The sequence below is a fragment of the Paracoccaceae bacterium Fryx2 genome (genome assembly GCA_032334235.1).
GTDB lineage: Bacteria > Pseudomonadota > Alphaproteobacteria > Rhodobacterales > Rhodobacteraceae > JAVSGI01.
This window is the reverse complement of sequence record JAVSGI010000003.1, coordinates 1,314,374-1,332,461: the sequence shown is the minus strand read 5'-3', so window position 1 is coordinate 1,332,461 and position 18,088 is coordinate 1,314,374. Positions and strand designations below refer to the sequence as shown.

General features: G+C 61.8%; 11 protein-coding genes. 5 read left to right on the top strand and 6 right to left on the bottom strand.

Translation table 11 applies throughout. The features are described 5' to 3' along the window. Positions 1 to 162: 162 nt before the first annotated feature. Both RNZ50_07545 and RNZ50_07540 read right to left on the bottom strand, forming a co-directional pair. Positions 163 to 3,339: a UvrD-helicase domain-containing protein gene (locus RNZ50_07545; protein ID MDT8854872.1), complete on the bottom strand. Its 3,177-nt coding sequence runs from the start codon at positions 3,337 to 3,339 to the stop codon at positions 163 to 165. Continuing rightward, positions 3,329 to 5,950, bottom strand: a complete 2,622-nt coding sequence (locus tag RNZ50_07540) for a PD-(D/E)XK nuclease family protein (GenBank protein ID MDT8854871.1) — start codon at positions 5,948 to 5,950, stop codon at positions 3,329 to 3,331. The genes RNZ50_07545 and RNZ50_07540 overlap by 11 nt, the downstream gene beginning before the upstream one ends. A 155-nt stretch (positions 5,951 to 6,105) precedes the next feature. Between RNZ50_07540 and RNZ50_07535 the strand changes: the two genes are divergently transcribed. Further along, complete coding sequence (locus RNZ50_07535) at positions 6,106 to 6,984, top strand: WYL domain-containing protein (GenBank protein ID MDT8854870.1); 879 nt, start codon at positions 6,106 to 6,108, stop codon at positions 6,982 to 6,984. 192 nt (positions 6,985 to 7,176) lie between these two features. After that, the gene (locus tag RNZ50_07530) at positions 7,177 to 11,763 is read left to right on the top strand and encodes a DUF3320 domain-containing protein (protein ID MDT8854869.1); all 4,587 of its coding nucleotides are present in this window, start codon (positions 7,177 to 7,179) and stop codon (positions 11,761 to 11,763) included. 132 nt (positions 11,764 to 11,895) lie between these two features. On the opposite strand, the gene RNZ50_07525 is transcribed toward RNZ50_07530, so the two are convergent. The 4 genes from RNZ50_07525 to RNZ50_07510 all read right to left on the bottom strand — a co-directional run bounded on the left by RNZ50_07525 (position 11,896) and on the right by RNZ50_07510 (position 15,105). Then, the gene (locus RNZ50_07525; protein MDT8854868.1) at positions 11,896 to 12,987 is read right to left on the bottom strand and encodes an IS630 family transposase; all 1,092 of its coding nucleotides are present in this window, start codon (positions 12,985 to 12,987) and stop codon (positions 11,896 to 11,898) included. A gap of 80 nt (positions 12,988 to 13,067) precedes the next feature. Beyond that, positions 13,068 to 14,159, bottom strand: coding sequence for an IS630 family transposase (locus tag RNZ50_07520; protein ID MDT8854867.1), 1,092 nt, complete (start codon positions 14,157 to 14,159; stop codon positions 13,068 to 13,070). A gap of 339 nt (positions 14,160 to 14,498) precedes the next feature. After that, positions 14,499 to 14,846 carry a type II toxin-antitoxin system RelE/ParE family toxin gene (locus tag RNZ50_07515; GenBank protein ID MDT8854866.1) on the bottom strand — a complete coding sequence of 116 codons (348 nt, stop codon included), beginning with the start codon at positions 14,844 to 14,846 and terminating at the stop codon, positions 14,499 to 14,501. After that, the gene (locus RNZ50_07510; protein MDT8854865.1) at positions 14,830 to 15,105 is read right to left on the bottom strand and encodes a type II toxin-antitoxin system ParD family antitoxin; all 276 of its coding nucleotides are present in this window, start codon (positions 15,103 to 15,105) and stop codon (positions 14,830 to 14,832) included. The genes RNZ50_07515 and RNZ50_07510 overlap by 17 nt, the downstream gene beginning before the upstream one ends. A 196-nt stretch (positions 15,106 to 15,301) precedes the next feature. Here RNZ50_07510 and RNZ50_07505 point away from each other — a divergent pair, with 196 nt between their 5' ends. The 3 genes from RNZ50_07505 (at position 15,302) to istB (ending at position 17,975) form a co-directional block, all read left to right on the top strand. Next, on the top strand, positions 15,302 to 15,529 hold the full coding sequence (locus RNZ50_07505; GenBank protein ID MDT8854864.1) for a hypothetical protein: 228 nt from the start codon (positions 15,302 to 15,304) through the stop codon (positions 15,527 to 15,529). 133 nt (positions 15,530 to 15,662) lie between these two features. Further along, positions 15,663 to 17,201, top strand: coding sequence for an IS21 family transposase (istA, locus tag RNZ50_07500; GenBank protein ID MDT8854863.1), 1,539 nt, complete (start codon positions 15,663 to 15,665; stop codon positions 17,199 to 17,201). A 12-nt stretch (positions 17,202 to 17,213) separates the two neighbouring features. Continuing rightward, positions 17,214 to 17,975: an IS21-like element helper ATPase IstB gene (gene istB, locus RNZ50_07495; protein ID MDT8854862.1), complete on the top strand. Its 762-nt coding sequence runs from the start codon at positions 17,214 to 17,216 to the stop codon at positions 17,973 to 17,975. Positions 17,976 to 18,088: the final 113 nt, after the last annotated feature.

Here is an 18,088-nt window from a genome sequence, read left to right as displayed (position 1 = left end):
GTTAATCGATAAGTCGGATGGCCGTGATGAAAGCGGCGTCGGCCGCGACCCGTCAGGTCAGCCAAACAATAGCAGGGGGTCGAAGTTCACGGTCTCGGCGGGTATCGGTTGGTGGGTTGGATCTCCACCGCGAAAACGCAGGGCGGCGATAGGTTGTTCGCCTCATGTGACGCTTTCAGGTTCGGAAATGCGGTGGCTGGAGATACGGCCTTCGTTCATCCAGTTGATTGCAAGCAGCCGCACGGGTTTGCCCGGCATGCAGTGTTCGACCGCGGCGGCATAGGCTCGCAATTGTGGAAGATAGGTTGCGAAACGGGTGTCAGGGTCCGGGCAGGGTCCGGATTTATGGTCGATGATGGCGTAACCCTCCGGCCCTTCTGCCAGGCAATCGATGACGCCGTTGATTTGTGAGCCATCCAGTGCAGTGATCTGCAGGGGAAGCTCATGGTGCAGTCGGGTGTATCCCTGTGCCGCAAGCCAATCGCGCATTGCGCTTGATTGCGCTGCAATGGCGTCCAGCGTCGCCGGGTCGAGCCCGCTGGCGGTGGACAGTCGCGCTGTCATCTCTGGTCGTTCGGATAGCACGCGGAACGCGAGGTGCCAGGCGGTGCCCCGATCGGTAGCCAAACCAATGCCATCGCGCGCGACACCAATTCTGGGGCCCAGATCCGCGTGTTGGAGGTGCGGCGCGGGGCCGTCCAAAGCCGCGACAAGTGTGGACGGGCTTTGCCGCCATGGTGTCCTGCCGCCACCGGCATGCGGCTTGAGCATGCCAAAGCTGGCAACTGGGTCGACTGGTTCTGCGATCATCGGCGGCTCGACCCACTCCCGGCCCAGCGCGGTGATGCGTGCCGGAAATACGGAATCGCAGGCCTTCAGGCCAGTTCCATCCATGGCTAAGGTTAGCCCGGTGCGATCACGCAGCAGGTCGATCATCCGTTCGGGCCGGTCCTTAGGTTTTGAGGGCGGAGGAGGCACCATCAGGATCAGGCGGTCGCGCGCGCGGGTCAGGGCCACATACATCAGGCGGGCCGCGGAAGCCTCATCGGCCGCCTGTCGCGCCTCTTGAAACGGTAGTTGCTTTTCGGGGGCGGCTAAATTCGGTGTCCAGTGCAGGCCCGCTTTTTCAAGCACGTGGCTCAGGTCATCGAAATCTGAGAAATCTGCACGCAAGGTGTTGGGGCGTTCCACGATCTTCTGATCGAGGCCCAGAACCACCGTGATCGGCCATTCGCGTCCCTTTGCCGCGTGCCATGTCACGACTTCGACCCCCGGCGCGGACCAACCGGCGGGGTCGGGATGGCGGTCGAAATCCCGCTCGGTCTGGGCAGCAAGCCAGCCCAGAAAAACCTGCGGGCCAGATCCGAAGAAGCCTGCCGCGGATTTCAGTTCATCGGGCAGTTGGTCAAAGACGCGGGCCTCTGCCTCCAGCCGTGCAAGGTCGGCCAGCGCCTGTTCGGGTGCCGCCAGCCCTTTGGCCCAATCACGCAGGCGGGCGGCGGCGATGATGCGAGGCACCAGATCACCAACCGGCAGATCCCGCACCAGCGCTGAGATTTCAGCCAGGCGTTCAAGGTCAGAATGGGCATCCAGGGTGGTGTCAATTGTCGCGCGCAATGCCTGCGCCAGAGGCATCCGCGCTGGACCACGCGTGACAAGGCCGAGGGCGGCTAGCCGGTCGTCGGGATCAGCCACAAGTGCGATTGCCGCGCGAGCGACGGAGGTGGCGGGTGCCTCAAGCCATCCTTCGCTTTGAATACGGGCAGGCAGCCCGCGTTTGCGTAAGGCATCGGCCACTTTGGCACCCTGCGCCCGAGTGTAGCAAAGAACCGCGATATCGGCAGGTCTTGCGGCACGACGCGTCTTTTCAACCGGGCAGACGACCTGCTCAGCGTCCGACAAGATTGCTGCGATCCGGTCGGCGGCACAATCAGCAGTGTGATCTTTCTTGTCGGTCCATGAACTCGGGCGAGATATCGCCTCCAGCGCCGTTACGCCAGTCTCGGCGCGCGTCGGGGCGAGGGGCGTATAGGCACCCGGGAACAGCCTAGGGCCTATGGCATTGATGAAGGCCATGATCCGAGGATCGCTGCGCCAGTTTCGGTCCTGCGGCTGGACGCAGGCGGGAAATTTGGCCTCCAGCGCCGCAGCGAGGCGTGGGTCGGCGCCCTGAAAATCCATGATCGCCTGTTTGGTGTCACCAACGATCAATGCGCGCGGCGCTGCTTGAGCCAGCCGCCACAGAAGGGCGAATTGCACCGGGTTGGTATCCTGAAACTCGTCGATCACCACACAGTCGATTTCCGCCACGACAGAGGCCAGGATATCGGGCTGGCTGCGCAAGAGAGCTTCGGTGTCGGCGATCATGTCGGCATAGTCGATTAGACCTGCCTGCCGCTTGGCCCCGGCATAGGCGGCCATTGCACCCTGAACTCCCTGCACCAGCGCCGTAAGATGGGTCAGGGCATCCTGCAGTGGCCCCGGATGGCGCAACAACCCGTCTGCGGCGGTCATCACGGCCTGCGCACGGTCGTCATAGCCAGATGGGGTTGGGCAACCGCGCTTGGTCATGCGCAGCCCACGCAGTTTTTGCCAAAGCGGCCAGTTGCGGGCCAACTCGTCGGGTTTATGCGCCGCATCGCGCAGGTTGCGGAAATCCGACCAGAACGCATCGCGCGCCGCGTTTGCCATATCCGGCGTCGCAATGCAGTTGGGGAATGCGCTTAACAATTCACCACAGGCCCGCCGCAGAGATGTTTCCAATGCCGTTCCATCGTTGTCGCAAACGCCATAAGTCTGGCGGATGAAGTCCAGCGCCCCGGCCGCGATGTCGGGGTCCATGGCCCGATTGCCAAGCCCGCGCAAAAGATCAGTAGTCTTCAGCACCGCCTTGCGAAAACTGTCCTCTGCGCTGTCACCACTGACGCGGTCCCAGGCATAGCCAAACCGCTCAAGGTCCGAGATGATCGGCAGTAGGGCGGCAGACCGGCCAACTTCGCGTCGGATCAGAAGGTCACGCTCGGCCTCGGTGACCAGACGGGCATCTGGATTGCGCCCTGCGGCGAAGGTGTGTTCGGTCAACAGGCGTTGGCCCAGCGCATGGATGGTGCCGACATAGGCGCGGTCGATCGCCAGCGCATCCTCGATCCGGCCGCGCTTCATCAACTCGCCCCGGATACGACCACGTAGTTCGGCGGCGGCGCTTTCGGTGAAGGTGACTGCCAGAATGCGGCTTGCACCGACTTGGCCGCGCTCCACCAGCCCGGCCAGTTCCTGTTCGATCCTGTGGGTCTTGCCCGATCCCGCACCGGCGGGCACCAGGGTCAGATCATTCGTCATCGTCCGGCTCCTCGGCAAGGTCGCTCAAGGTGAAGGCTGCCAGAAAGCTATTGTTCTCCAGCGCGTAAGGCGTGATGCCCCGGTCTTTTCGGATGTGTTTCGAATCGCCGCTGCGGTTCAACACAATATCGCCCGCGCCGACTGCGGCAATGGTCTGGTTAAGGTGGTCAAGCGCATGTTCTGCGATGTCTGACACAACCGCCTGCGCTCCGGGAATGCCTGCGCCTGCAGGCCCGGTCAGGATAGTGCCGTCATTGGTCAGGTGGTACGCAGTCACGGGGCTGACTCCAGCCGTCACAAGCCGGGTCAGTTCGGTATCCACTTCGGGCCGTTCCATCATCGCCCGGTAAAGAGCTACCTGTAGGTCCCAGCCCTTTTCCATACGGTCGCGCCGCCCCTTTGAGGCGGACCGTTTGTGATCGACGATCACAATCCGCCCATCAGCCAGCCGCAGCAGCGTATCGGCACGCCCGGCAATGCGAAGACCGCGCTGATCGCCCGCTAGCTGGAACTCGTTGTCCAGGATCTCGGCCCCATTGGCGGTTAGGAACCGCGCCCAACTTAGTGCCACACGCCTCACTTCACGGGCCAGGCTTGCGCGTTCCGCCGCCCAGTCCGTTGCTGACAAGAATGGGGCGTGGATACCAATGGCTGTGTCCAGTGCCGCATCGGCCCATGCCTCGATCTGTGCCATGTCAGGAATGGGCGCGGCTTTCGGAAACAGGATTTCCAGCACTTCATGCACGATGCTGCCAAGGACCAGCACGTCAAGACCTTCAGGTGTCCAGGTTCGGTCTCTTGCGCCCAATTCCTCCAGAACCCAGGCGAGTGGGCTGACGATCAACGTCTCCAACCGGGAAGGTGATTGCGGCTTGCCTCGCCCATCGTCTTCGCGCCTGATCCGCAACAGATCGGTGCCAATCCGCAAGATTCCGGTGTCGGGGACTTCAGGCGCGCCGCCCCCCATTAGCCGCGCGGTCAGTCGATGCGCAACCGGCCATGCCGCAGAGGGCATGGCGCGCAGGTCTGTCACCAAATCCTCCGGCTTTGCCGCCTTCAGTGCCCGTCCGATCAGGGCGAGCACAGTGGCAGGCGCAAGCGACTTTCCTGCAGCATCCCGGGCGGGCACCAGCAGGGTGGCGCCGTCACTGGCGGCACAAAGCTGGCGGCGGAACAATTCCAGCCTGCGGTTCAGCACATCGGCGCGGGTCCGCATCGTCAGACCGGTATGCTCTTTGATCTGTGCTATTTCGCTGTCGGTGAACAGCGGGTTTGCTGGCGCCGAGCGCGGCCAGGCGCGGCCCGCCATGCCCAGCACGATCAATTGCCGCACTGGGCGCCATGGCAAAGCGCTTTCGGTGAAAAGGCTGACTCCTTCGACAAAGCGGTCCGACCCTGAGCTTGCGTTCGGGCGTGCTGCCGCTTTGCGCAAGGCTAATGTCCATTCGGGAGCCTCATCGTTCTGGCCTGCCCCGATCAGGGCGACCCGCGACTGGAAATCGCGTCTGGCCTCCGGGTCCGGCAGAGTCGATGCAATCGCCTGTAAACGTGCCATCATGCGTGCCGTCGTTGCGACTGGACGCAGAGTATCGACCAGATCTGCAGAAATCCCCTCAAGGCTCTTTGCACTGCGCGACCGGCCGTTTTCCATTGTCTCTCTGGCCATCAACGCGCCTTGATCTGCGCTCCAGGGCGCCAAGGGCGAGGTGAAAAGACTTGCAAGCGCGGTTCTGGGGGCTGGACCACGCAGAATTGCCAAGGCCGCAGTCAACAGTTCACCGACATGGTCACGCGTTGCGGGTTCGACGGGAAGACCCGCCAGTGGCAGTCCAAGAGCGTCGAACGATTGTGCAAGTTGTTCCAGATAGATGGCGTCGTCCGGGATCAGCAGGCCAACTTCTTGTGGCGAGGAAATGACCCTGCTGTCCAACAACTGCCGGGTGCGGGCCGCGGCAAAGGCGGCCTCCTCGATGGGATCGCGCAGGCCAAAAACGGCTATACTGCTGTCAGGGTCAAAGGGCGCGGAGTTGCTGGTCAAGTTCGCCTGAAGGTGCCCCAAGGCACCGGTCGCATTGGCGTGCGGGGAAACTCTGCTGCTTTGCCAAGCAGCGCGCGCTTCCGGTGGGGCCGATCCGTGATGTGCCACAAGCCTCTCGATCAGCGCGACTTCCGCCGGATCGGAAAAAGCGCAAGCCGTTGGATTAAGCACGGGCAAGGCTTCGACGGCTTGGTCTGATTCCGAGTGCAACACATGCGCCAAGACCCCCAGATCATCCGGCAGGGCGTCACCTATCTGCCGCCAAAGATCGCCCAGCGCCGACAGATGCCGTCGCGCGCGGCCGTCCGGCAAATCGCGCATCTCGATCGCCTCTGGCGAAAGTGTTTTGGTCGCTCGGGCAAGCGAGACGATCCCGCGCTCAATTGCCAGTGCAGTTTCTGCGGGTGCGGCGGTGAAGCTGTCGCGCCACGGTGACGGGCCCTGCTGCAACGCCACCGTCAGGTCGAAGGTGGGCGTGCGAGGGGCTAGATAGGTTGCGCCTAGCAGATCTGCCGTGATGTGCCGCACAGCACCGGTGACAGGGTGGGCCGTCAGGATCGGGTCAATTTTCATGCGCTCAACCTTCCTGTTCCGCTAACGTGACCTGACACCGTTGCCTCGGACTGCCAAACACGGCTGAACCGATTCGATCTTGCCATCGTGCGACAAAATATCTACCCTGTCTAGTTACTGGTTATACACCATCTGCTATGCTGGAGGAGGCTTTGGTGGCGAAGGAAGTCGGCGAACTGCGCTGGAGTGTCGAGCAGCGCCTTGAATTCATCGAGTTCCGGCTGTTCTGGCAGGGGCAAGTGAACCGGTCCGACCTGATCGAAACGTTTCAGGTCTCGGTCAATCAGGCCTCTGGTGACCTGACAAAGTATTCGGACCTTGCCCCGGGCAACATGGTCTATAATGTTCGTGTCCGCAGCTACGAGCGTGCACCGGACTTCACGCCTCGCTTTTTCAAACCCGATGCCAACCGGTATCTTTCGTCTTTGCGGGCGGTCAGCGCCGGGTTGATTGCGCAAGCCGATAGCTGGCTGTCAGCGCCACCGGCACATGATGCCACCCCCGTTCCTGTGCGCGGTGTGGATGCAGAAATCCTGCGTGCTGTAGTCGAGGCAATCGGGCGCAAACAGGCGCTGGAAGTGCGTTATCAATCGTTTTCGCGCCCCGAACCGATGTGGCGGTGGATGGCGCCGCATGCTTTGGCCTTTGATGGTTTTCGCTGGCATGCAAGGGCGTGGTGCGAAGTCGACGAATGCTTCAAGGATTTTGTGTTGTCGCGCATGCTTGACACGCGAGCCATCAGGGCAGGCGGCGTGGATCAAGCTTCGGACGCGGATTGGTCAGAGATCACGGCTCTTGAAATCGGCCCGCATCCCGAGCTTTCACCACCGCAAAGAGCCGCTATCGCCCTGGATTATGGGATGATCGATGGTCGGCTAACAATCCATGTTCGCAGGGCTATGCTCTATTATGCGCTGAAGCGGTTGGGATTGGATACCGATCCCTCGGCAAGACGTCCGCAGGATCAGCAAATCGTGTTGCTGGTCCGTGACGCCGGGCTGCCGCAGCGTGATCTGCCGAAACAGGGGCGCTGACGGCGTGATGGCAAAGAGGCAGGTCCAGACTGGTTCAAATGGCTGTCGCGCTGGAACAGCAATCGGATCGCGATTGTGCAAGACAGCCCATCCCACCTACTTTCACGCCTTAGTATTGCCTGAAATCCGGGCGATGACAAAAAAGAACGAAAACCTATTTTCGACAATGGATTAAAGGAAGGCAACGACTGTATGGGAATGACTTCCTCGGATACTGGCCGCTACGTAACTTCGGTTTTGGAAGCGGCGCGGCGCAAGCTTTTGGAAACCGGCACGCGCAACCGTCTGATCCACGTCAACCGCGCCAATCAGCGGGCAAACTGCCTGAACGTGATCAATGAGCGATCAGATGATGTTTACGCGCAATTGCTGGGTGGCACACGTCGGATGCGATTCAAGGCCATGGGCAAGGACCGCGACGCCGAGGATCAGGATGCGTTGTTTGATCTGGCGATTGTTGATCAGCCCACTGGTGCTGAACGCCAGACCGACCAATATCTGGAAACGCTGCTGGGCCCGAACGCGTTGCAACGGCGTCTGCTGCGCCTTGCCGTGGATGCCCGCACCGCAGAAGAAGAGCAGGGCATCAACATTCTGTATCTGGCGCTGGGTTTTCTGGTCTGGCGCGAGGACAGTTCATCGCAGATCAACCGCGAGGCACCGCTGATCCTGCTGCCGGTGGAACTGATCCGCAATGAACGCACCTCAACCTATGATATCCGCTGCCGCGACGATGACCTTTCGACCAACCTGCCGCTTCAGGAACGGCTGAAGCAGGATTTCGGCCTGATCTTGCCTGATATCGGCGAAGCGGAAGAATGGACCCCAGCCCACTATTTTGCGCAGGTCCGCGAAGTGATTGCAGCCAAGCCGGGTTGGTCGATTGACGCCGATGGAATGCAGTTGGGGTTCTTTTCTTTCGCCAAACTGTTGATGCACCGAGATCTTGATCCGGAGACATGGCCCGAAGGTGGCGTGGCGGAGAATGAGCTGGTGCGTGGGCTGCTGTCCGAAGGTTTCGCACATGAGCCCTCGATCTTTGGCCCAGAGGACCGACTGGATACCCTGCTTGACCCGGCCGAAATCATTCAGGTGATCGATGCCGACGCCTCCCAGACCAAAGTAATCGAAGAGGTCCGGCGCGGGTCCAGCCTTGTTGTGCAGGGGCCGCCCGGAACTGGCAAATCGCAAACCATCACAAACCTGATTGCCGCCGCAGCGCATGACGGCAAGACAGTGCTGTTCGTCGCCGAAAAGATGGCAGCGCTGTCGGTGGTGCATGACCGGCTGGTCAAGACCGGGTTGCGCGACATCTGTCTGGAACTGCATTCGCGCGGTGCCAACAAGAAGGCGCTGGCGCAGGAGCTGGGCCGCACCCTGATGGCCAGCACCCGCCCGCTGCCACCTGTAAGCGATACGGCCCGTCTGCGCCGCACGCGCGATGATTTGAACCGCATTTCCGATTTGTTGCACTTGCCGATCGCACCGGGCACCGAGACACCGTTTCAGGCTATGTCAGAAATCACCCGTTTCATTGGCCGGAATGTGTCGCCGCCTGCGATCCCACTGGAAGGGCTCGAACTGCTCGGCTCTGACGCGCGCGTCGACACGCGGGCGGGGATCGACCGTTTCGTCGCGGCCCTTGCCGCTGTGGGCGAACCTGCGGATCACCCTTTCGCCGGGGTGACGGTGCTGGACCTTCAGCCGACTGATCTTGCGCGCCTTGGTCAGGAACTGGACGTAGCGCTTGCCGCTTCAGCGCGAGTTGCGGGAAAAGCGGCCCAACTGGCCGCGGCCCTTGGTCTTTCCATTCCAGAATCCCTGGGTGCCATCGCCGCACTTGGCGAGGCGCTTGCGGCGCTCGGTGCTGCACCGGCCACCGGTGCCGCCCAGATAACTCAGCTGTTTGACCGCGCTACGGAACCCCGCCTGACTGAGGCGCTGGCCAGCGGTGCCAGCTGGGCAAATGCGCGCCGGTCCGCCGAAACGGATTTCACTGATGCGGCATGGTCAGTTGATCCTGCCCCGCTGCGATCAGGCATCCTGCGTGGGCAAGCGTCGTACTTCGCGCGTTTGTTCGGCCCGTATCGGCGTGTCAGTGCTGAACTCGCCAGCCTGTTGAAAACGCCCCTGCCAAAAGCCCCTGCGATACGCCTTGCTCTGGTCGATCAGCTGGCCGATGTGCATCGCAAACGTCGCAGCCTCGCCGATGAGGAGGGCTGGTTGCAAACCGTGCTGGGTGAAGCGTGGCGTGGCGAACGGACCCGCTTTGACGAAGCGCAGACCGCCGCGGCTTGGCTGGCTGCCGTGCGGCGTGCAGGGGTGTTCACATCGCCCGCTGCCTTGAGTTCGGCAATGGGTGCAGTGCCCGATCCCGATGCACAGGCGGCGGCGCTTGCACGAGACCGGCAGGAGGCAGAAACCCGGCTGGGGGTGCCCATAGCGCGGCTAGGCCTCGATCTGGCGCAGGCGGGCTTGGGTGAAACTCTGGCGTCCGTGCATTTGCCGCAGATCGTTTTTCGGCTGGAACAAATGCGAGGCAGTCTTGCGCGTTACGCTGACTGGACGGCGCTTAGTCTTTGCATCGGAACATTGGTCAAGGGCGGGGCCGAAGCCATCGTCGATGCCGTCGCCGAAGGCAGGCTGGATGCGGCGCAGGCCCAGACCGAATTCACCTACGCTTGTGCTGAGGCGCGCTGGCGACTGGCCCGCAAGGTCCGCCCGGACCTGAACGAACTGGCCACACTGAACCGTCACGATCTGGTGGAGGTGTTTCGGGGTCTTGAACGCGACCGCCTGAAAGATGCGCAATCCCTTGTGCTCGCACGGCATTTTGAGCAGATGCCCAAAGGCCATATGGGCGAGATGGCCGTCATCCGGGGCGAAATTGCCCGCAAGCGTGGCCATAAATCCATTCGTTGGGTGATGAAGAATGCGGGCTCCATGGTGCAGCGCATCAAGCCCGTGATGTTGATGAGCCCGATTTCCGTGGCACAATTCCTGCCGCCGGGGTCTGTCACCTTTGATCTGCTGGTCATCGATGAGGCGAGCCAGATCCGACCTGAAGACGCGCTGGGCGTTGTGGCCCGTTCGCGGCAGATCGTAGTTGTGGGCGATCAGAAACAGCTTCCACCGACGTCGTTCTTCGATCGGCTGGTTGATGATGTGGACGATAATGATGCCGAGGATGCGGACGCGCCCGTAGCCGCGTCGGCCGCCGATATGGAAAGTATCCTGACCTTGTGCGAGGCGCGCGGGTTGCGGCAACGGATGCTGGAATGGCACTATCGCTCGCGCGATCCATCACTGATCCGGGTGTCGAACGCCGAATTCTACGGCAATAATTTGGTGCTGCCGCCGTCGCCGCTCGAACTGGATGACAACTACGGCTTGAAGTTTCGTAGGGTGCCGGGCGTCTATTCTAGTGCGAGCAAGGGCGGTGGCCGTGCTGGCACCAACAAGATCGAGGCGCATGAAATTGTCGCCGCGATGGCTCGCCACGCGCGGGACTGGCCCGATTTGTCGCTTGGGGTCGTGGCCTTTTCCAAAGCCCAGGCCGATATGTTGACCGAGGTGCTGGAACATGGCCGCCGTCAGGATTCCGTGCTGGATGCGTTCCTGCGCGAAGGCCAGCACGAGGACGTGTTCGTCAAGAATATCGAAAACGTGCAGGGCGATGAACGCGATGTCATCCTAATTTCCGTGGGCTACGGCCCGCATGAGGCCAATGGCCGACTGTCCAGCATGACATTTGGCCCTGTAAACGGCGAAGGAGGTGAGCGCAGGCTCAACGTGCTGTTTAGTCGCGCCCGAGTGAGATGCGAGGTGTTTGCCTCGTTCGATCCCGGCGATATCGACCCTTCGCGCACACTCCGCGATGGCCCACGCGTGCTGAAACGCTTTCTCGATTTCGCAAAGACCGGCATCATTGACGAGCGCCTGCCAACCGGTCTTGATGCCGACAGCCCGTTCGAAGAGGACGTGGCCGAAGTAATCCGCTCACTTGGCTATGAGGCTGACGCGCAGGTCGGCAGTGCAGGATTTCGGATCGACCTTGGAATCCGCCACCCTGAGAGGCCCGGCCAGTACATCGCGGCTATCGAGTGTGACGGCGCCACCTATCATTCTGCCCTCTGGGCGCGTGAGCGTGATCGATTGCGGCAGGACATCCTTGAAAACCTCGGCTGGCAGTTCCACCGGATCTGGAGCACGGACTGGTTCCACCGGCGTGACAGTGAAATCCGCCGTCTTGCCGCGGCGCTGGAGACTGCACGGCAGGCCGCGGGGCAGGGGATCAAGGTCAGAGGGGCAAACATCGGGCGCGAGGTTGTGGGGGGCAAGATCGAAGAGCCTGAGACAGCACCGATTGTCATCGACGATATTCGCCTGACGGTGCCCGCCTATCAGCGCGCGGATATCCGGCTGCAAAGCGCGGTCGAGCCGCACGAGGCGCCGATTCATCAACTGGCGGGTCTTGTGTCGCGGATTGTGGAGATTGAGGGTCCGGTCCACAGCGATGAGGTTGCCCGGCGTGTGTCCGCAGCGTTTGGCAAAGCCCGGACAGGGAGCCGTATCACGGATGCGACGCTGGCAGCGCTGAAACATGCAATGCGCCAGGCCCCGGACGGCATCCGACCGATTGGTGATTTTTTGGCTGACCGGCCCGCAAGCCGAAAATCCGCCAGTGCGAGACCGATCAGCCGAAAGTGGTACGCTGCTGAGGGCAACAGCGCTGCCTCCGATGGAAATTGCGGCCGCCGCCCGTCTGATCGCGTCTGAGAGCGGCGAAATGCCACCCGAGGACATGGTGCGCGCTATAGCGCGTCTGATGGGTTTTCTCCGCGTCGGGACGGACCTGCAGGCGGTTATTCTGTCGGCCATCGTACGCTAGTGTTCTGAGTCTGACACTTCCTACCTGTTTCCGCGAATTTCGTCGAGTTTGTCGAGCGCGCGGCGTTCTCGGGTGAGGATGTCCTCGGCGGTTTTGGTCCACCTGAAGGGCTTCGGCTTCTCGTTGTGCTGCGCCAGATAGTCGTAGATCGCGGTCTTCAGGTCATCGACGCTGGAATAGCTGCCACGTCGGATGCGCCTCGATGTGATTTCGGCGAAGAAGCGTTCGACCAGGTTCAGCCATGAGGCGCTGGTGGGCGTGAAGTGCAGCTTGAAGCGCGGGTGCTTGTCCAGCCATGCTTTCACCTCGGGCGTCTTGTGGGTGGCGTAGTTGTCGAGCACCAGGTGCACGTGACGACGCGCGGGCACGGCCTTGTCGATCTGCCGCAGAAATTTCAGGAACTCCTTGGCGCGATGGCGGGGCATGCAATCGCCGATGACCTTGCCGGATTTCACATCCAGCGCGGCGAACAGCGTGGTCGTGCCGTGCCGCTTATAATCGTGTGTCATGGTAGCTGCGCGCCCCTTCTTGAGCGGCAGACCGGGTTGCGTCCGATCCAACGCCTGGATCTGCGACTTCTCATCAACACACAGAACCACAGCCCGATCCGGTGGATCAAGGTAGAGACCGACGATATCCGTGACCTTTTCCTCGAACAGCGGGTCATTCGAGACCTTGAACCCCTTCGTGAGATGCGGCTTCAAGCCAGCTTCGGCCCATATGCGACCCACACTCGACGGCGAAATCCCCATGGCTTCGGCCATCAGGGCGCGGCTCCAGTGGGTGGCGTTGGGCGGCGTCTCCTGCACCGTCTTGGTGATCACCTTCAGCCTTGTTTCCATGGGCAATGGCGGCACGCGCGAGGGCCTTGTCTTGTCGCGCTTGAGGCCGTCCACACCCTCATCGAGATACCGAGCCTGCCAGCGCCAGACCGTGGGCTTCGAAGTGCGTGCGCGCCGCATGATCTCAAAAGTGCCGTGACCGTCCGCTGTCGCCAGCACGATCTCGGAACGCCAGACGAGCTTGCGCGCAGTGTTGCGGTTGGTGATCAGAGCTTGAAGCTCAGCACGGTCGGCGGGGCCAAGGTAAAGGCAAATGTCATCGCGTCTCATGCCCCGAATATGGCACATCAGGCCCTCAATGGGAATCCTGTGTCAGGTGGGGAACACTAGTGTTCTGAGTCTGACACTTCCTACCTGTTTCCGCGAATTTCGTCGAGTTTGTCGAGCGCGCGGCGTTCTCGGGTGAGGATGTCCTCGGCGGTTTTGGTCCACCTGAAGGGCTTCGGCTTCTCGTTGTGCTGCGCCAGATAGTCGTAGATCGCGGTCTTCAGGTCATCGACGCTGGAATAGCTGCCACGTCGGATGCGCCTCGATGTGATTTCGGCGAAGAAGCGTTCGACCAGGTTCAGCCATGAGGCGCTGGTGGGCGTGAAGTGCAGCTTGAAGCGCGGGTGCTTGTCCAGCCATGCTTTCACCTCGGGCGTCTTGTGGGTGGCGTAGTTGTCGAGCACCAGGTGCACGTGACGACGCGCGGGCACGGCCTTGTCGATCTGCCGCAGAAATTTCAGGAACTCCTTGGCGCGATGGCGGGGCATGCAATCGCCGATGACCTTGCCGGATTTCACATCCAGCGCGGCGAACAGCGTGGTCGTGCCGTGCCGCTTATAATCGTGTGTCATGGTAGCTGCGCGCCCCTTCTTGAGCGGCAGACCGGGTTGCGTCCGATCCAACGCCTGGATCTGCGACTTCTCATCAACACACAGAACCACAGCCCGATCCGGTGGATCAAGGTAGAGACCGACGATATCCGTGACCTTTTCCTCGAACAGCGGGTCATTCGAGACCTTGAACCCCTTCGTGAGATGCGGCTTCAAGCCAGCTTCGGCCCATATGCGACCCACACTCGACGGCGAAATCCCCATGGCTTCGGCCATCAGGGCGCGGCTCCAGTGGGTGGCGTTGGGCGGCGTCTCCTGCACCGTCTTGGTGATCACCTTCAGCCTTGTTTCCATGGGCAATGGCGGCACGCGCGAGGGCCTTGTCTTGTCGCGCTTGAGGCCGTCCACACCCTCATCGAGATACCGAGCCTGCCAGCGCCAGACCGTGGGCTTCGAAGTGCGTGCGCGCCGCATGATCTCAAAAGTGCCGTGACCGTCCGCTGTCGCCAGCACGATCTCGGAACGCCAGACGAGCTTGCGCGCAGTGTTGCGGTTGGTGATCAGAGCTTGAAGCTCAGCACGGTCGGCGGGGCCAAGGTAAAGGCAAATGTCATCGCGTCTCATGCCCCGAATATGGCACATCAGGCCCTCAATGGGAATCCTGTGTCAGGTGGGGAACACTAGTCTCCCGCTGCCTGCCTACCGGCTTGGAGGCGGGCCCAGCGCCGGTCCCGCCTCTGTTTTAGTGCTCATCCTGGGGGCGTGCAGGCGCCGCGCCCCTTGGTCGGATCGGTCTGGACATCCACTTGGAAATTCAGGGCGGCATCGATCGTGACGTCCTGCAGGGTGGCGATGCGCCGCACCGGCGCGACGTGAACGTCCCATGCTGTCCCTGACTGCCTTGAGAATACTCTTGAAAAGACGCCGCTTGACCCAGCGACGCCGAGCAAAGGGCTGCGCGTTTCAGGGCGTAAGAAGCCGCGTAAGCATATGGCGGACATGATCCTGGCCGCCGAAAAAGATCGCCAATATGCGGACCCGCTGTTCCGCTTCGTTCACTTCGAACCAGTAGATCGCCCGATCGATCGTTAGATGTCGCAGACCCGGCAGCAGATCATCGTGACGCTCACCACGAAATGGCGCCGCACACAGCCGGTCGGCTTCCTGCCGGATCTCGTGGATGCGGGCCTCGCAATGATCCAGTGACGCTTCAATGCTTTCGCCGAAGCCTCGGTAGCTTTCAAAGAGGTGGTCGAAGATCAGGGCAAAATCACGCTCGGCTTCCGCCGAAAACTCAATTCTGAACCGCATGTGCGCGGCGTTTCTCAGCGATCATGCGCGCGATGGTCTTGTCCATCTGGGCGCCGCTGACAAACGCCCCGGCGCTGCGCTGGTCCAGCAGCGCTTTCAGCGCTGTCCGGTGCAAATCGTCATCTTGCATGCGTTGCCGCAGCAGGTCGATCCCCTGTTGCAGCACCGCGCTCACACTCGAATAGCGCCCGGCTTCGACCAGTTCCTTGACGAAACTGTGCTGTTCGTCGGTCAGCGAGATCGAGGATTTCACCGTCATAAGGGCACTCCTTTTGACGTAAAGTAATACCAAGTAGCACTCGCGTCAACCGCCCCGATTGGTGGGCGGGCAATAGGCTTCCAGCGATTTCGCCGCGTTAGTATCACAATAAATATCATTTAGTCAGTGACTTAGGAGTTGCTCTCTTTTGGTCTCAGCGGCTGTCTGCACCCATCGCAACGCAACGGAGACTGCCATGAAGGCCGCCACCAAGCCCCTGACAAACCACGAAGAATTCTGCCTGAAGAACGCCGCACACTTTGTCGCCGCCCGGGGCCGCACGCCCGCCACCCGCACGCGGGAGCAATTCGCGACCCTGCCCGAGGCGCAGGCCTTTGGCGCGGCGATCGGCGACGGCCGCACCATGATCTACGCAGTCACCGGCCTCGGCCATTCCGCCCACATCACTGCGTGTTTCGCTTGATGGTGGGCATCGATTTCACGGGATCATGGGCAGTCATTTCGCGTGAAGCTGGGCACTGATTTCGCGGGATCGCGGGCAGGTCTGGTCGGCAAATTGAGGATAGTTGCGCCTTCAGGAATGAAGGGGTGGCTTGATGCCGACAGGACGATTGAACATGCGCCGGATACGAGATGTTTTGCGATTGAAGCTTGGGCAAGGCCTGAGCGAGCGGTCCATTGCCGCTTCCCTCGGTCTGAGCAAGGGGAGCGTCGGAAGCTACACCCAACGGGCGCGTCATGCCGGGCTCACGTGGCCCTTGCCGGAGGGGATCGATGACGACAGCCTTGAACTTCTTTTGTTTCCAGCCCCGCCCACGGTGCCGGACGCGGAGCGGCTTGTGCCCGACTGGGCGGAGATTGACCGCGAGTTGCGCCGCCCTGGGGTGACGCGGATGCTGCTCTGGGAAGAATACCGTGCCGCGCACCCCGGGGGTTTTGCCTATACTTGGTTTTGCACGCATTACGAGGCTTGGAAGGGTCGGGTGCGCCCGACGATGCGCCAGACACATGTGGGCGGCGAGAAGGTGTTCGTCGACTTTGCCGGCGACACCATCGACGTGATCGACCCCACGACCGGCGAAGCGCGGGCCATGAAGCTGTTCGTGGCGGCAATGGGGGCATCGAATCACACCTATGCCGAGGCGGTGGCATCGGAGGGGTTGGAAGATTGGATCCTCGCGCATATCCGGATGTTCGCCTTTCTGGGCGGCGTGCCAAAGGCGGTGGTTCCGGACAATCTGAAGTCCGCCGTGATCAAGGCAGACCGGTTTGATCCGGGGCTGAACCGGACCTATGCCGAGATGGCGGCGCATTATGGCACCGCCGTTCTGCCCGCCCGGCCGCGCAAACCCCGGGACAAGGCGAAGGTGGAAGTGGCTGTCCAAGTGGCACAACGCTGGATTCTGGCGCGGCTGCGGAACCACCGGTTCTTCTCATTGGCCGAGTTGAACGTGGCGATCCGGCGGCTGCTGGACGAGTTGAACATGCGCGTGATGCGCGGCTATGGCGCCAGCCGCGCCGATCTGTTTGCCACTTTGGATCGGCCCAATCTTCAGCCCCTACCGCCCGAACCTTATGTCTTCGCCCGCTGGAAGCGCGCCCGCGTGGCACCCGACTATCACGTTGAGGTCGACAGCTCATGGTATTCCGTGCCCTTCGCGCTGATCAAACAAGAGGTCGATGTTCGCACAAGCGGCCAGACGGTCGAGATATTCCATCGTGGTCAGAGGGTTGCGAGCCACGTGCGCACCCCGGGGCGGCGCAGCCATGTCACCGTGGCCGACCATATGCCATCGGCCCATCGTCGCTTTGCCGAATGGACCCCGGCCAGAATGCTGGCGCAGGCAACCAAGACCGGCCCCGCCGTCGCCGCCTTTTGCGAGATGGTGATGGCTGACCGCCCCCATCCTGAACAGGGGTTCCGCACCTGCCTGGGTGTGCTGGCCTTGGTCAAAACCTATGGGCCGGAGCGCGTTGATGCGGCCTGCCAGCGGGGTGTGACCATCCGGGCCCGCACCGTCACCTCCATTCGTTCGATCCTCAAGACCGGCCTCGATCGCGCCTTCCTGGAAGGCTCCGAAGAGGTCGCCCCCCTCCAGCACGCCAACATTCGTGGCGGCAGCTATTACCATTGAGAAAGGACTAAAATGCTGACCCATCCCACCCACGACCGACTGTTGGCGCTCGGCCTGACCGGCATTGCATCGGCGCTCGAAGAACAACGCAGGTCAACCGCCTTCGACGCCCTCTCGTTCGAAGAGCGTCTCGGCCTGCTGGTCGACCGCGAGGCTGCAGAGCGCGACACCAAGAAACTGGCCTCCCGGCTCAAGTTTGCGGCTCTGCGCCAAGATGCCAGCGTCGAGGATCTGGACCTGCGCAGCCCACGTGGTCTTGACCGCAGTGTCATGGCGCATCTTGCCGATGGCGGCTGGATCGCCCGGCACGAGAACCTGCTGATAACCGGGCCGACCGGTTTGGGCAAAAGCTGGATCGCCTGCGCCCTTGGCCACAAGGCGTGCCGGGATGGGCGGCCCGTCCTCTATCAACGTGCGCCGCGCATGTTCGAGGCCCTTGCTCTGGCCCGTGGCGATGGCCGCCATGAACGCATCCTCAAAACCATCGCCCGCATGGATGTGCTGATCATTGACGATTGGGGCCTCGCCGTCCTCACCGCCCCGGAGCGCCGTGACCTGCTGGAAATCCTCGAAGACCGCCACGGCCGCGCTTCCACCATCGTCACAAGCCAACTCCCCGTTGACCAGTGGCACGAAGCCATCGGCGACCCAACGCTCGCAGATGCCATCCTCGACCGCCTCGTTCACAACGCACACCGCCTCACCCTCTCAGGTGAAAGCCTGCGCAGGCGCTCCGCCGTCACAAAAAAGCTTGACCAAATCGTTCAAGCCTGACTCCATGAAAGCGTCGGCCAGCCTGCCCACGATCCCGTGAAATGACTGCCCAGAATGGCGCGAAACGCGTGCCCACGATCGCGCGAAATCAGCGCCCATTCTCCGCGAAATCC